The organism is Cellulomonas sp. P4_B5_2 (assembly GCF_056402235.1).
This window is the reverse complement of sequence record NZ_JBFUHU010000183.1, coordinates 1-13,724: the sequence shown is the minus strand read 5'-3', so window position 1 is coordinate 13,724 and position 13,724 is coordinate 1. Positions and strand designations below refer to the sequence as shown.

General features: G+C 72.3%; 14 protein-coding genes. 3 read left to right on the top strand and 11 right to left on the bottom strand.

The features are described from left to right. Nucleotides 1-1,938, bottom strand: a 1,938-nt coding sequence (locus tag AC1DUQ_RS13850) for a GNAT family N-acetyltransferase (RefSeq protein ID WP_477073980.1), incomplete at its 3' end; no start/stop codon positions are given. Between the two features lie 104 nt (nt 1,939-2,042). On the opposite strand from AC1DUQ_RS13850, the gene AC1DUQ_RS13845 reads away from it, so the two are divergent. Then, nucleotides 2,043-4,517 carry a DNA gyrase/topoisomerase IV subunit A gene (locus tag AC1DUQ_RS13845; RefSeq protein WP_477061778.1) on the top strand — a complete coding sequence of 825 codons (2,475 nt, stop codon included), beginning with the start codon at nt 2,043-2,045 and terminating at the stop codon, nt 4,515-4,517. Nucleotides 4,518-4,523: 6 nt separating this feature from the next. Here AC1DUQ_RS13845 and AC1DUQ_RS13840 read toward each other — a convergent pair whose 3' ends face one another. The 3 genes from AC1DUQ_RS13840 to AC1DUQ_RS13830 form a co-directional block, all read right to left on the bottom strand. Beyond that, nucleotides 4,524-5,270 carry a lysoplasmalogenase gene (locus tag AC1DUQ_RS13840; RefSeq protein ID WP_477061777.1) on the bottom strand — a complete coding sequence of 249 codons (747 nt, stop codon included), beginning with the start codon at nt 5,268-5,270 and terminating at the stop codon, nt 4,524-4,526. Between the two features lie 119 nt (nt 5,271-5,389). Further along, nucleotides 5,390-6,400: an N-acetyltransferase family protein gene (locus tag AC1DUQ_RS13835; RefSeq protein WP_477073979.1), complete on the bottom strand. Its 1,011-nt coding sequence runs from the start codon at nt 6,398-6,400 to the stop codon at nt 5,390-5,392. A 49-nt stretch (nt 6,401-6,449) separates the two neighbouring features. After that, a complete protein-coding gene (locus tag AC1DUQ_RS13830) occupies nt 6,450-8,576 on the bottom strand; it encodes a DNA gyrase/topoisomerase IV subunit B (RefSeq protein ID WP_477073978.1) in 2,127 nt (708 codons plus the stop codon). Nucleotides 8,577-8,739: 163 nt separating this feature from the next. On the opposite strand from AC1DUQ_RS13830, the gene AC1DUQ_RS13825 reads away from it, so the two are divergent. Continuing rightward, nucleotides 8,740-8,949, top strand: coding sequence for a DUF7455 domain-containing protein (locus AC1DUQ_RS13825; protein WP_056092095.1), 210 nt, complete (start codon nt 8,740-8,742; stop codon nt 8,947-8,949). A gap of 139 nt (nt 8,950-9,088) precedes the next feature. Next, entirely contained in the window at nt 9,089-9,454 is a 366-nt protein-coding gene (locus tag AC1DUQ_RS13820) for a hypothetical protein (RefSeq protein ID WP_477061774.1), read from the top strand. A 2-nt stretch (nt 9,455-9,456) separates the two neighbouring features. On the opposite strand, the gene AC1DUQ_RS13815 is transcribed toward AC1DUQ_RS13820, so the two are convergent. The 7 genes from AC1DUQ_RS13815 to AC1DUQ_RS13785 form a co-directional block, all read right to left on the bottom strand. Next, nucleotides 9,457-9,735, bottom strand: a complete 279-nt coding sequence (locus AC1DUQ_RS13815; RefSeq protein ID WP_477061773.1) for a YciI family protein — start codon at nt 9,733-9,735, stop codon at nt 9,457-9,459. After that, nucleotides 9,732-10,229 carry an SRPBCC domain-containing protein gene (locus AC1DUQ_RS13810; RefSeq protein WP_477061772.1) on the bottom strand — a complete coding sequence of 166 codons (498 nt, stop codon included), beginning with the start codon at nt 10,227-10,229 and terminating at the stop codon, nt 9,732-9,734. Before AC1DUQ_RS13810 ends, AC1DUQ_RS13815 begins: the two co-directional genes overlap by 4 nt. Then, nucleotides 10,216-10,569 carry an ArsR/SmtB family transcription factor gene (locus AC1DUQ_RS13805; RefSeq protein WP_477061771.1) on the bottom strand — a complete coding sequence of 118 codons (354 nt, stop codon included), beginning with the start codon at nt 10,567-10,569 and terminating at the stop codon, nt 10,216-10,218. The genes AC1DUQ_RS13810 and AC1DUQ_RS13805 overlap by 14 nt, the downstream gene beginning before the upstream one ends. Next, nucleotides 10,566-10,925: a VOC family protein gene (locus AC1DUQ_RS13800; protein WP_477061770.1), complete on the bottom strand. Its 360-nt coding sequence runs from the start codon at nt 10,923-10,925 to the stop codon at nt 10,566-10,568. Before AC1DUQ_RS13800 ends, AC1DUQ_RS13805 begins: the two co-directional genes overlap by 4 nt. Nucleotides 10,926-11,048: 123 nt before the next feature. Next, nucleotides 11,049-12,599 carry an RNA polymerase sigma factor gene (locus AC1DUQ_RS13795; RefSeq protein WP_477061769.1) on the bottom strand — a complete coding sequence of 517 codons (1,551 nt, stop codon included), beginning with the start codon at nt 12,597-12,599 and terminating at the stop codon, nt 11,049-11,051. Nucleotides 12,600-12,804: 205 nt separating this feature from the next. Beyond that, a complete protein-coding gene (locus AC1DUQ_RS13790; protein WP_477061768.1) occupies nt 12,805-13,200 on the bottom strand; it encodes a universal stress protein in 396 nt (131 codons plus the stop codon). Nucleotides 13,201-13,295: 95 nt separating this feature from the next. Further along, the coding region (locus tag AC1DUQ_RS13785; RefSeq protein WP_477073977.1) for a DUF4192 family protein at nt 13,296-13,724 on the bottom strand (429 nt) is incomplete at its 5' end.

Here is a 13,724-nt window from a genome sequence, read left to right as displayed (position 1 = left end):
CCACTGCGCGTACCGGGCGGCGTGCCCCAGAGCCAGGGCGGCGTCCTCCGGCGTGCTGTACGCGGGCACGGTCCACTCCCGGCCGTCGTCGTCCGCCGCGGTCAGCTCGGCCGTGAGCCCGTGCAGGTCGTAGATGCAGGCCACCGTCGTGCGCCCGGAGCGTGCGGCGCCACGCGCGACGGCCTCCTGCAGCACGGTGTCCGGTCCCCCCACCGTCGGGATGCGGACGACCACCACGACGTCGCTGTCGGGGTCGGCGTACAGCTCGTCGACGGCCGCACCGACCTGCTCCGCGGGGGCGTCCTCGGGCAGCAGCTGCACGTGGCCGCTGACCACGAGCCCCGCCGCCGCCACGGCCTCGGCGACGAGCGCGGCGACCGAGGCGGAGCTCGCGAGGATCGCGGTGCGTCGTCCCGTGGGCAGCGGCTGGTGCGCGAGGACCTGGGCGACGTCGAGCATCTGGTGCGTGTTCTCGACGCGGACCACGCCGGACTGCCGGAGCATCTCGGCCAGGGTGCGCGGCGGCGCGTGCGTCGGCCGGACCGCGTGGCCCGGCGGCACCACCTGCCCGGACCGGCCGGCCGTCACGACGATGACCGGCTTGAGCAGCGAGAGGCGCCGGGCCACGCGCGAGAACTTGCGCGGGTTCCCCAGGGACTCCAGGTAGAGACCGACCACGTCCGTGTCGACGTCGTCCGCCCAGAACTGCATGAGGTCGTTGCCGGACACGTCCGCCCGGTGCCCGGCGGAGACGAACTGCGAGATCCCGATCCCCCTGCGGCGGACCGCCGAGAGCAGCGCGACGGACAGCGGTGCGGACTGGCAGAAGAGCCCGATCCGGCCGGTCGGCGGGGGCTCGGCCGACAGCGACGCGTTGAGCTGGAGACCGCCGGCGCGCGTGGAGATCACCCCGTAGGACCCCGGGCCGACCACGCGCATCCCCGCCCCGTGGGCGACGCGCAGCAGCGCACGCTGCCGGTCCAGGCCGTCAGGACCCTCCTCGGCGAAACCCGCCGTGACGAGCACGACGCCGTGCACCCCGAGGCGGGCCAGGGCCCGGACCACGTCGGCGGCCTCGTCCGAGGGCACCGCGACGACCGCGAGCTCCACCGGCGCGGGCACGTCCGCCACCTGCGCATGCAGCGGGAGGGCTGGGTCGCCGGGGACGCCGACGGCGTGCACCAGCACCGACGGGTCCCCGAGCAGGAGGTCCGCCAGCACGCGCGACGCCAGGCGGCCGGCGAGGGTCTCCCCCGCGTCCACCCCGGGGCCGACCACCACCACCGAGCCGGCGTGGAGCAGGTCCCGCATGGATCGCGCCTCGGCGCGGTGCTCCCGGTCGGCCATCACGGCAAGCGACCGGTCCGTGGGGTCGATGTCGAACCCGACCGCGACGATGCCGTCCTCGGTGCGCTGGCGGACCTCGTAGCCGGCGTCCTTGAACACCGAGATCATCCGGCCGTTCTGCGGCAGGACCTCGGCGACGAACCGCCGCACGCCCCGCTCCCGGGCCGCCGCGGCGAGGTGCTCGAGCAGCACGGACCCGAGCCCGCGCCCCTGGTGGGCGTCCGCGATGTTGAACGCGACCTCGGCCTCGTCGGTGCCGATCCGGTCGTAGCGCGCGACGCCGATGATCTGGTCATCGTCCTCGGGCTCCGTAGCACTCGACACCGCGACGAGCGCGACGCGGTCGACGTGGTCGACGCTCACCAGCCGCGCGAGGTCCCGCTCGGGAAGCCGCTCCAGCGGGGCGAAGAACCGCATGTACGTCGAGCGCTCCGACTGACCGATGTGGAAGGCCTGCAGGGCGTCGGCGTCCTGCGGCCGCAGGGGGCGCACGTGCGTGGTGGATCCGTCGTGCAGCACGACGTCGGCCTCCCATGCGGCCGGGTAGTCGGGACCCGGTCGCGGGGTGTCGTCAGCCGTGACGTCTGCCATGACCGTCACGGTAGTGCTGCCAGCCGCGCGCCGCGGCCCGTCCGACTGCCGCGACGGTCCACAATGGTCGCCGCACCGCAGACCGGCACCGAGGAGCAACACCCATGGCGCGTCGCCCCGCGACTCCCGAACTCCCGCCCGAGGACCTCGTCGAGCGCATCGTCGACATCGACGTCGCGACCGAGATGGAGGGCTCGTTCCTGGAGTACGCCTACTCGGTCATCTACTCGCGCGCCCTCCCGGACGCCCGGGACGGGCTCAAGCCGGTGCAGCGCCGGATCCTCTACCAGATGTCCGACATGGGCCTGCGCCCCGACCGCCCGTACGTGAAGTCCGCGCGCGTGGTCGGCGAGGTCATGGGCAAGCTGCACCCGCACGGCGACGCCGCGATCTACGACGCCATGGTCCGTCTGGCGCAGCCGTTCTCGTTGCGTCTGCCCCTGGTGGACGGCCACGGGAACTTCGGCTCGCTCGACGACGGGCCGGCCGCGCCGCGCTACACGGAGGCGCGCATGGCGCCGGCCGCGCTGGCCATGACGACCGGGCTGGACGAGGACGTCGTCGACTTCGTGCCCAACTACGACAACAAGCTCACCCAGCCCGAGGTGCTCCCCGCGGCGATCCCGAACCTGCTGGTCAACGGCGCGGCCGGCATCGCGGTCGGCATGGCCACCAACATGGCGCCGCACAACCTGGTCGAGGTGGTCGCGGCCGCCCGGCACCTGGTGCTCCACCCCGACGCCACGCTCGAGGACCTCCTGCGGTTCGTCCCGGGACCCGACCTGCCGTCGGGCGGCAAGATCGTCGGTCTGGAGGGCGTCCGCGAGGCCTACCGGACGGGACGCGGCGCCTTCCGCACCCGCGCGACGGCCCGGATCGAGAACGTCACCGCGAAGCGCAAGGGCATCGTCATCACCGAGCTGCCGTACACGGTGGGCCCGGAGAAGGTCATCGAGAAGATCAAGGAGGGCGTCCAGAGCAAGAAGCTCTCGGGCATCTCCGACGCGGTCGACCTCACCGACCGCCAGCACGGCCTGCGCCTGGTGATCGAGATCAAGACCGGCTTCCACCCCGAGGCGGTGCTCGAGCAGCTCTACCGGTACACGCCGCTCGAGGACTCGTTCTCGATCAACAACGTCGCGCTCGTCGACGGCCAGCCGCGCACGCTCGGCCTGCGCGAGCTGCTCGTCGTCTGGGTGGAGCACCGGATCGTCGTGGTCCGCCGCCGGTCCCAGTTCCGGCTGGCGAAGCGGCTCGAGCGGCTGCATCTGGTGGAGGGTCTGCTCGTCGCGATCCTCGACATCGACGAGGTCATCCAGGTCATCCGGACGTCCGACGACGCGGACACCGCCCGCGCCCGGCTGCGCAGCGTGTTCGACCTGTCCGAGCCGCAGGCGGAGTACATCCTCGAGCTGCGGCTGAGGCGCCTCACCAAGTTCTCGCGGATCGAGCTCGAGAAGGAGCAGCAGCAGCTCGAGCAGGAGATCGCCGAGCTGCGCGAGATCCTCGGCGACGAGGCCCGCCTCCGGACCCTCGTCTCCGCGGAGATGGCCGAGGTCGCCGCCACCTACGGCACCCCGCGCCGGACCATCCTGCTCGAGTCGGCGGGCGGGACCTCGATCACCGGTGCCCCGGCAGCCCGTGGCACGGCCGCTCCGCTGGAGATCGCCGACACCCCGTGCTGGGTGCTCCTGTCCGGTACCGGCCTCCTGGCCCGCACCGCGTCGGAGGACCTGCCGTCGAGGGTCGAGGGCGCCCGACGGTCCAAGCACGACGTCGTGACCGCCGCAGTGCCGACGACGGCGCGCGCCGAGGTGGGCGTGGTGACGTCGCAAGGACGGATCGTCAAGGTGTCGGTCCTCGACCTGCCCGGGCTGCCCCCCACCGACGGCGCACCCTCCCTGTCCGGCGGCGTCCCGCTGGGCGAGGTGGTGACGCTCCTGCCGCGCGAGCGCGTCGTCGGCCTCACGTCGCTCGCCGCCGACGCCCCGACGCTCGCCCTGGCCACCGTCCAGGGCACCGTCAAGCGCGTCACCGCCGGCGACGTCCCCGGGAACCGCGACGCGTGGGAGGCGATCTCGCTCAAGGACGGCGACGAGGTGGTCGGCGCCGCCGCGGTGACCGACACCGACGAGCTCGTGCTCCTGTCCTCCGACGCCTCCCTGCTGCACTTCCCCGCATCGGCCGTCCGGCCGCAGGGTCGTGCCGCGGGCGGCATGGCCGGCATCAAGCTCGCCGCGGGCCAGCGGGTCGTGGCCTTCGGGTCCGTCGCGGCCGACGAGGCGTCGAACGCGGTCGTCGTGACGATCGCCGGGGCTTCCGGCGCGCTGCCCGGCACGCAGGCAGGCTCCGCGAAGGTCACCCCGTTCGACGCCTACCCGGGCAAGGGGCGCGCGACCGGAGGGGTCCGTGCGCACCGATTCCTGCGGAACGAGGACGCTCTGCTGCTCGCCTGGGTGGGCACCGCGCCCGCGTGGGCGACGGGCTCGGGCGGTCAGCCGATCGAGCTGCCGGCCCTCGACCCGCGCCGCGACATGTCCGGCACGGCGCTCACCTCACCGGTGCACGCGATCGGCTGACGCCGCTCAGACGAAGGCGACCACGTTGTCCCGCACCGGGGGGTGCTGGACGAACGTGCGGGCCGGGGCAGGCTCGGGCGCCCTCCGCTCGGCGACGTTGCGGGCCACGACAGCGGCCGCGATGAGGCCCTGCCCGACCGAGTAGGTGAGCATGACCCAGAACCCCTGGCCGGCGAGCTCCCACGAGGGCACGAAGGCCTCCAGCGCGATCAGGGCGTCGCTCACGAGGAAGACGGCGCCGCCGATCCCCGCGACCCGGCCGAGGCCGGTGGAGAGCACGGCCATCGCGGTCAGCACGCCGCCGTACACCGCGACCGGCACGAGCAGGCTGTCCGCACCCGGCGCGCACAGGGCGACGAGCGCGACGAGCACCGCGGCGTACGGCACGAGCAGGACGGGTCGGCGGTAGACGATCGACGCGCGGACCGACGGGGCGAACGCGACGACGTAGGCCGTCTGCGCGAGCAGGAAGAACCCGACCATCACGAGGAACGCGGCATCCTCCCCGACCAGCGACGGGACCAGGTCACCGAGCCAGGAGAACCCGAGCGCGACCAGCACCCACGTGACCAGGCGTCCGCGCGGCCAGCGGGTCGCGGTGAGGACGACCGCCGCGAGGGCCGGCATGAGCAGCCACTGGCTCACACGCTCGAACCCCTCCGGGCCGGTCAGCTGCGCGACCAGGTGCACCAGCACGAGCACGACGAACACCGCGACCCACGCGCGCGCGGCCCTGGACAGCGAGCGTCCCACGACGACCTCCTCGAGGCCGGACGCCTTCGTCCGGCGACAGAAACGGCCGGACGTCGTCGTCCCGCCGCGCCGATGCTAACCCGCGGGCGCGGGCGCGCGGCACGGTTCGACGCTGCCGCTCAGAGCTCGATGGAGAACATCGTCGAACTGTGGAACACCGCGTAGCCCAGGCCCTCGTACAGGCGGTGCGCGCCGGACTGGTTCGCGGTGTCCACACCGAGCTCGGCCATGTCCATCCCGTCCGCCCGGTACGCCGCCATCACCGTGGCGAGGAGAGCCGCAGCGAGCCGGCGGCCACGCCACGCTCGCCGCACACCGAGCAGGTCGGTGTAGCCGGCCTTGTAGCCGATCACGGGCCAGTCGTGCTCGTACCGCCCCGACAGCAGGTAGCCCGCGACCTCCCCGGTCGCGTCGTCCTCCGCCACGAAGCTCCACGCCGGGGCGAACATGCTGCGGCCCTGTACCCACTCCTCGGCGGTACGCGGCTCGCTCCCCCAGTGGTCGGCGAACGCCTCGTTGTGCGCGAGCCGCACCTGGTCGTCCAGCTCGGTGGTCCACGGGACGATGCTCAGCCCGTCGGGCACGTCGACCGGGGGGAGCTCGACGTCCAGCGGGCGCCGCATCTCCGCGTAGAACCGCACCGGGGTGAAGCCGCCCGCACGAGCCAGCCGGACCGTCGCCTCGGCCTCGTCCTGGGTGAACACGGCGAGCCTGCCCGGCAGCTCCTTGCCCGAGGCCGCCAGCAGCTGCCGCCCACGAGCCGTCTGCCACGCGAGGACCTCGCGGCCGATCCCCCGCCCGCGCCACAGCGGGTCGACGGCGCCGTCGAGGAAGGCCCGGACCACCCGCGCGTCGCCCGGGGGCTGGTTCACGCGCGCGTAGGCGCGCATCACCCCGTCGGCGTCGGCGTGGTCCTTCCAGTCGCCGTCGAACTCGTCCTCGACCTCCTCCGCCGACGTCCTGAACGGAGCGGCGTCGGCCTCCTCGACGACGTTGAGCAGCCGCGTGAGCGCGGGCACGTCGTCACGGGTCAGCGGCCGCCACGAGAGCCCGTGGGTGTCGGAGGGCAGCGGAACGTCGGCGGGAGCGGCGGCGCGCTCGGCGATGGGCGCGAGGTCGGTGGAGGTCACGCCCACCACGATCCCCGGCCCGGAGCCGCCACGGCAACCGAAATGCCGGTCAGGCGTCGATGCGGCTGCGGTCCAGGCCTTCGGCGCCGGYGACGATGAAGTCCTTGCGCGGCGCGACGTCCGACCCCATGAGCAGCTCGAAGATCTCCTCGGCCCGCTGGGCACCCTCGACGGTGACCCGGCGCAGCGTGCGGTGCCGCGGGTCCATCGTCGTCTCCGCCAGCTGGTCCGCGTCCATCTCGCCGAGGCCCTTGTAGCGCTGGATGTCGTCCTTGTAGCGCTTGCCGGCGCGGTCGAGCTTCTTCAGCGTCGCCGCCAGCTCCGCCTCGGAGTACGTGTACACGTACTCGTTCTTGCGACCGCCGCCCCCGATGACCTCGATGCGGTGCAGCGGCGGCACGGCGGCGAAGACACGACCCGCCTCGACCAGCGGTCGCATGTACCGGAACAGGAGGGTGAGCAGCAGGGTGCGGATGTGCGCGCCGTCCACGTCGGCGTCCGTCATCAGCACGATCTTCCCGTAGCGCGCCGCCTCCAGGTCGAACGAGCGACCCGACCCCGCTCCGACCACCTGGATGATCGCGGCGCACTCGGCGTTCTTCAGCATGTCCGTGATGGACGCCTTCTGGACGTTGAGGATCTTGCCGCGGATGGGCAGCAGGGCCTGGAAGTCGGAGCTGCGGGCCAGCTTGGCGGTGCCGAGCGCGCTGTCGCCCTCGACGATGAACAGCTCGCTGCGCTCGACGTCGTCGCTGCGGCAGTCGGCCAGCTTGGCGGGCAGCGAGGACGTCTCGAGCGCGTTCTTGCGCCGCGAGATCTCCTTCTGCTTGCGCGCGGAGAGCCGCGCGCGCATCTCGCCGACCACCTTGTCCAGCAGCAACGACGACTGCGCCTTGTGGTCGCGCTTCGGAGAGCTGAAGATCGCCGCGAGCTCGGTGTCGATGACCTTGCCGACGATGGCGCGGACCGGCCCGGTGCCGAGGACCTCCTTGGTCTGCCCCTCGAACTGGGGCTCGGCCAGCCGGACGGTCACGACCGCGGTCATCCCCGCGAGCACGTCCTCCTTCTCGATGCGCTCCGAGGTGTCCCGCGACGAGATCTTCAGGCGCCGCGCGTTGGCGTCGACCGCCTTGCGCATCGTGCGCAGGAGCCCGGCCTCGAAGCCGGCCAGATGCGTGCCGCCCTTGGGCGTCGAGATGATGTTGACGAAGCTGCGGACCTCGGTCTCGTACCCGGTGCCCCACCGCAGCGCGATGTCCACGTCGCAGGTGCGCGAGACCTCCTGCGCGGTCATGTGCCCGCGGTCGTCCAGCACGGGGACGGTCTCCGTGAACGACGCCGACCCAGTCAGGTGCCAGGTGTCCGTCACCGCGGTGTCCGGCGCCAGGTGGTCCACGAAGTCGACGACGCCGCCGCTGTGCAGGAAGGTCTCCTCGTGCGGCCCGTCGGCACCGGGTGTCCCCGCGATGCCGCGCTCGTCGCGCACCGTCAGGGTCAGACCGGGGACCAGGAAGCTCGTCTGCCGCGCGCGGGTGACCAGCTCGTCGTACGCGAAGACGGCCGTCTTGGGGAAGATCTGCGGGTCCGCCCAGTAGCGGACGCGCGTGCCGGTCCGCGCACGGGCGACCTTGCCGCCGACCGCGAGCTCGGAGCCGGAGACGAACGGCTCGAACGGGTTGTCGGGGCCGACCCCGGCGCGGTCGTCGAACGTGCCCGGCTCGCCCCGGTGGAACGTCATGCGGTGGGTGCGGCCGCCACGGTCGACCTCGACGTCGAGGCGCGCCGACAGGGCGTTGACCACGGACGCACCGACCCCGTGCAGACCGCCCGACGCACCGTACGAGCCACCGCCGAACTTGCCGCCCGCGTGCAGCTTGGTGAACACGACCTCGACGCCGGTCAGCCCGGTCTTGGGCTCGATGTCCACGGGGACGCCGCGCCCGTTGTCCCGCACCTCGACCGAGGAGTCCGCGTGCAGCACGATCTCGATGCGGTCGCCGTGGCCGCCCAGGGCCTCGTCCACCGAGTTGTCGATGATCTCCCAGAGGCAGTGCATGAGACCGCGGCTGTCGGTGGTCCCGATGTACATGCCGGGGCGCTTGCGGACGGCCTCCAGGCCTTCCAGCACGGACAGGTGCCGGGCGGTGTAGCCGGACTGCGGGGAGGTCGTCGTCACGGGCCCGATGGTAGTCGTCGGGGCCCGGAGCACCGCGGCACCATGCCGCCGGCCACGGCTGTGTTGCAGGCTGGTTACAGTCCACTACGCGGTGAGCGAACCACCCGCTCCCGGTGCGAGGGATCGGCGACCGGGATGGTTCTATGGACTCGTGACCGGGACCATGACGCATCCACTGACCGCGGCCGACCGCTGCGACCGCTGCGGCGCACAGGCCTATGTCCGAGTTGTTCTTCCCGTGGGAGAGCTCCTCTTCTGTGCGCACCACGCGCGCGAGCACGCGCCCAAGTTCGCCGAGCTGGCCACCCACGTGCAGGACGAGACCGACCGCCTGCTCGCCGAGCACGGAGCGGGAGCCGGCGCCGCGACCTGACGTCTCGGCACCACGCAGACGATCGCACGAGGCCCGGACCCGCTGGTCCGGGCCTCGTTCGTATACCCCCGGCCGCCGTGTCTCCTAGGCTCGGGGCGTCCGGCACCGACGCCGGTCCCGACCGAGCAGGAGACGCACCATGAGCGAGCCCGACGTCGACAAGGCCGAGCAGCTCGAGCTCGTCCGCCGCGGTCTGCTGGAGGGTGAGGAGGTGCTCGCCGTCTACGACTGCATCGGCACGGGTACCGGCTTCCTCGGGATCACGACCCTGCGCGTCGTCATCCAGGACAAGAGCTTCGTCGGGAAGCGCGTCGCGATCACCTCGATCCCGTACCGCCACGTGCGGTCGGTCTCGATCGTCAGCAACACGTCCTTCGCGGGCAAGTTCGCCTCGAACAGCAGCATCGCCATCGACATCGGTGGCACGGTCCACGAGGCCGACTTCCGCGGCGTCGAGAAGGCGCACCGCGCCCACGACCTCATCCTCTGGTACCTCACCCGCTGAGGTCAGGCCAGCACGTTGGTCCAGGCCAGCACCCGGTAGGACCGCACCACACCGTGGACGACGAACGGGTCCGCCGCGGCGAACTCCTCCGCGGCCTCGCGCGTGGTCAGCACGCACATCGACCCGTTCACCTCGGGCTGCTCGAACGTGCCGATCGCCACCAGCAGGCCGCGCTGCGCGAAGTCCTCGTAGTGGGCGACGTGCGCGTCCATGTGCACGGGAGCCAGCTTCAGCACGTCGGGCCCGGACTCGTACAGGACGACGTGCCGGACCTGCCTCACGACGGGCCGCCCTCGGCGTACGCCACCAGCCGGGCCAGGATCATGCCCCAGCCCCGCACGTACGACCCGCCGCGGTAGCCCTCCGGCAGCGCGCAGGCGCCACCCAGCTGCTCCTCGGTCATCCGCTCCCAGCCGCGGTGCTCCACGGAGACGCGAGTGAGCGCAGCGCCCAGAGGCCGGAAGCTCAGCTCGACCTCGGTGGGCTCGGGCGTGAGCAGCCATGACATGGTGAACCCGTGCGGCGGGTCCCACGCGACGAGCTCGCCCCAGACGTGCACGGTGCCGTCGTCCCAGGTCTCGACGACGTTCCCGCCGAGCCGCCGCTCCATCGTCACGTCCCGCACGCGGTCGCCGCCGGACGAGAACGGTTCGACCGGCCACCACACGCCGATCTCGCGCACGAAGACGTCGAACGTCCTGGTCACGTCCGCCCGCACGGTCGTCGCCTGGTGGACGGGAGGTGCGGCCAGCGTCGTGACCTCACGCGGTGGCACGGTCGTCCCTCTCGCTGCCGTCGGGCTCGAGCACCCCGACCTCGATCTCGACCAGGCGCCGCGCGGTGTCCAGCGAGGACGCCCAGGTCTCGTCGAGGTACGCGCGCAGCCCGGCGAGCCCCTCCGGTCGGGACCGGTAGAAGTTGCGGGTCCCCTCGGTCCGGCGGGTCACCAGGCCGGCGTCCTCGAGCACCCTGAGGTGCTGGCTCACCGCGCTGCGCGTCACGTCGACCTCCTCGGCCAGCCGCCCGACCGGGACCTCGTCCAGGGCGAGCAGCGAGAGGATCTCGCGGCGTCGCGGCTCCGCGAGCGCCCGCAGCACGGCGTCGGTGTCGCTCACGCCCACAGTCCTACCGCGTGGCCGTCGGGGTCGGCCAGGACGGCGACGCTCCCGCTGTCCGCCGGGAGCGCGGTGGGCGGCTGCAGGGTGGACCCGCCGAGCTCCTCGGCCCGCGCGAGCGTCGCTGCCAGGTCCTCGACCCGCACGTACAGCAGGATCCCCGGGGGCAGACCCTCAGGGTCGGCCGCACCGATCCCCCCGCCGACGGTCTCGGCCGGTGCGCCGGTGTCGATCAGCGTGTAGCCGCCCAGCTCGGGCGGTGCGTCCGCCGACCAGTCGAACAGCTGCGTGTAGAACTCGCGCGCCCGCGCGGGATCCGTGCTGTTGATCTCGAACCACATGACGGGACTGCCCATGACCCACCTCCGGCTGATCCGACTGACCCGTCTATGGTCAGTGATCACTAACCGTTAGTCAAGACTGTCGGAACGACAGAACCCCGCCCCACCGAGGTGGGACGGGGTTCTGATCGGGACCTGTCAGTCCAGGTAGTCGCGCAGCACCTGCGAGCGCGACGGGTGCCGCAGCTTCGACATGGTCTTCGACTCGATCTGCCGGATCCGCTCGCGCGTCACGCCGTAGACCTTGCCGATCTCGTCGAGCGTCTTCGGCTGGCCGTCGGTCAGGCCGAACCGCATCGAGACCACGCCGGCCTCACGCTCGGAAAGCGTGTCGAGCACCTGGTGGAGCTGCTCCTGCAGGAGCGTGAAGCTCACGGCGTCCGCGGGCACGACGGCCTCGGAGTCCTCGATGAGGTCACCGAACTCGCTGTCACCGTCCTCGCCGAGCGGCGTGTGCAGCGAGATGGGCTCGCGGCCGTACTTCTGGACCTCGACGACCTTCTCGGGGGTCATGTCGAGCTCCTTGGCGAGCTCCTCGGGCGTGGGCTCGCGGCCCAGGTCCTGGAGCATCTGCCGCTGGACGCGTGCGAGCTTGTTGATGACCTCGACCATGTGCACCGGGATGCGGATGGTGCGCGCCTGGTCGGCCATGGCGCGGGTGATCGCCTGGCGGATCCACCAGGTGGCGTAGGTCGAGAACTTGTAGCCCTTGGTGTAGTCGAACTTCTCGACCGCGCGGATCAGACCGAGGTTGCCCTCCTGGATCAGGTCCAGGAACAGCATGCCGCGGCCGGTGTAGCGCTTGGCGAGCGAGACGACGAGGCGCAGGTTGGCCTCGAGCAGGTGGTTCTTGGCGCGTCGACCGTCGTTCGCGATCCACTCGAGCTCGCGCTTGATCTTGGCTTCCATCGTGATGCCCGCGTTGAGACGCTCCTCGGCGAACAGGCCCGCCTCGATGCGCTTGGCGAGGTCGACCTCCTGCTCCGCGTTCAGCAGAGCGACCTTGCCGATCTGCTTCAGGTAGTCCTTGACCGGGTCCGCCGTCGCGCCGGCCGTGACGACCTGCTGAGCGGGGGCGTCGTCGTCGTCCGCGTCGGAGTAGACGAAGCCGCTGTCCTCGCTCTCCTCCTCCTTGGCGGCAGGCTTCTTCTCGCCGTCCTCGTCCTCGTCGTCGGTCTCGGCGGCGTCCTCGACCACCTCGACCACCTCGACGGCCTCCACGACGACCTCCTCGATCGACGCGATGTCGGGCTCGTCGCCCTCCACCACCTCGACGTCGGGGTCGACCGGCTCGGTCGTCGCCTTCTTGGCGGCAGCGGTCTTCGCGGCCGCGGGCTTGGCGGCCGTGGCCTTCGCTGCAGCGGTCGTCTTGGCGCGGGTCGTCTTGGCGGGTGCGGCGGCGCCCTCCTCGGGCGGCACCACCGCCTTGGCGGACGGGCGCGCCTTGGCGCTGGTGGCGGCGACGGCACGAGCAGGGGCAGCGGGCTCGCGGACGCCGATTCCGGCGGTGGCGAGCCCACGGACGACGGCGCGAAGACGCTTGGCGTCCTGGACGTCCGCCTGCTCGCACGCGGTGCGCAACTCCTCGGCGCCCACGGTGCCGTGGGTGCGCCCACGCAGGACAAGGTCCTGGAGAGCAGGGTGCTCGAACTCACGCGGAAGAGCGGGATGCGGGGTCTGGGACGACACGAACGACCTTTCGGCAGCGCGACACCCGGAACGGGGCCGGGAGGTAGATAGATATTGTACCGACCTCACGGGCCGGTCGGCGCTATCACGGCACGACGACACGGCCGTCGAGGACGGCGGTCGGAGGGTTCTCGTTCACAACGAACGACACGAGCAAGAGATTCCCGAGATGACGGGCTGCTGCGTGAGCCGGGCTGGTGCCGGGTCAGCCCGGACCAGGCTTGACGGTGAGCACGGGGCACGGCGCGTCGAAGAGCACCCGCTGCGCGTTGGCGCCGAGGATCAGCTTGCCCACCGGGCTCCGTCGACGCAGACCGAGGACCACGAGCTGGGCACCGACCTCCTCCGCCGTCGCGATGAGGTCGTCCGCGACGTCACCGCCCGTGAGCAGTCGCACCTCGTGGTCGACGTCAGCCGCCGCGAGCTCGGTCCGCACCTTCTCCAGCTCCGCCTCGACGGCTGCGCGCTGCTCCTCCGGTTCGTCCGGGCGTGCGCTCACGACGACCACGACGCGCGTCTCACGCTGCCGTGCTTCCTCGATCGCCGCCCCGAGGGCCGCCCGACCTTCCGGAGTGGCCAGATAGCCGACCACGATGCCCATCGGTCCTCCCCTCGTCCGCGGCAACACCGCCGTGTGCGTGACGCTACCGGAGCGGAGGGGTCGCCACGAGCGCTCCGGTCGCATCTCGGCGCAGGTCAGTCGGTGTGGCGCACCCACCCGGGCGGCACCGCCGCGCTCAGCGCGTCGTCGAGGAGCTCCGCCAACCGGTAGCCCGGCTCGGCGTCGAGCGCCCCGTCCAGCAGCACGCGCGAGCGCGCGCCGTCCCCACGCCACCAGGCCAGCAGGGCCAGGAGCGTCAGCGCCGGTGCCTGTGCGCCGGTCCGGCCGCGGGCGACGACGGCCTCCAGGACCGCCTCGTGCACCGCGGTCGCTCGCTCCGGGGGCACGACGCCACGCACGGGGTCGATGATCATCGCCATCGCCCGGCCGAGCGCGGCATCGAGCTCCGGCGTCGACTCCGCGCCCCGGACGCACCGCTCGGCCAGGTCCGCGGTGCCGGGCACCAGCGCGACCAGCACACCGTCCCGCACCCGCCGGTCGGCCAGTCCCGCCTCGAGCCGACC

What these genes read in the sequence shown, in the direction of transcription:
- AC1DUQ_RS13820 (WP_477061774.1), top strand. Translation starts at nt 9,089, where the DNA reads ATGAGCGAGCCCGACGTCGACAAGGCCGAGCAGCTCGAGCTCGTCCGC.
- AC1DUQ_RS13825 (WP_056092095.1), top strand. Translation starts at nt 8,740, where the DNA reads ATGACGCATCCACTGACCGCGGCCGACCGCTGCGACCGCTGCGGCGCA.
- AC1DUQ_RS13790 (WP_477061768.1), bottom strand. Translation starts at nt 13,200, where the DNA reads ATGGGCATCGTGGTCGGCTATCTGGCCACTCCGGAAGGTCGGGCGGCC.
- AC1DUQ_RS13800 (WP_477061770.1), bottom strand. Translation starts at nt 10,925, where the DNA reads ATGGGCAGTCCCGTCATGTGGTTCGAGATCAACAGCACGGATCCCGCG.
- AC1DUQ_RS13845 (WP_477061778.1), top strand. Translation starts at nt 2,043, where the DNA reads ATGGCGCGTCGCCCCGCGACTCCCGAACTCCCGCCCGAGGACCTCGTC.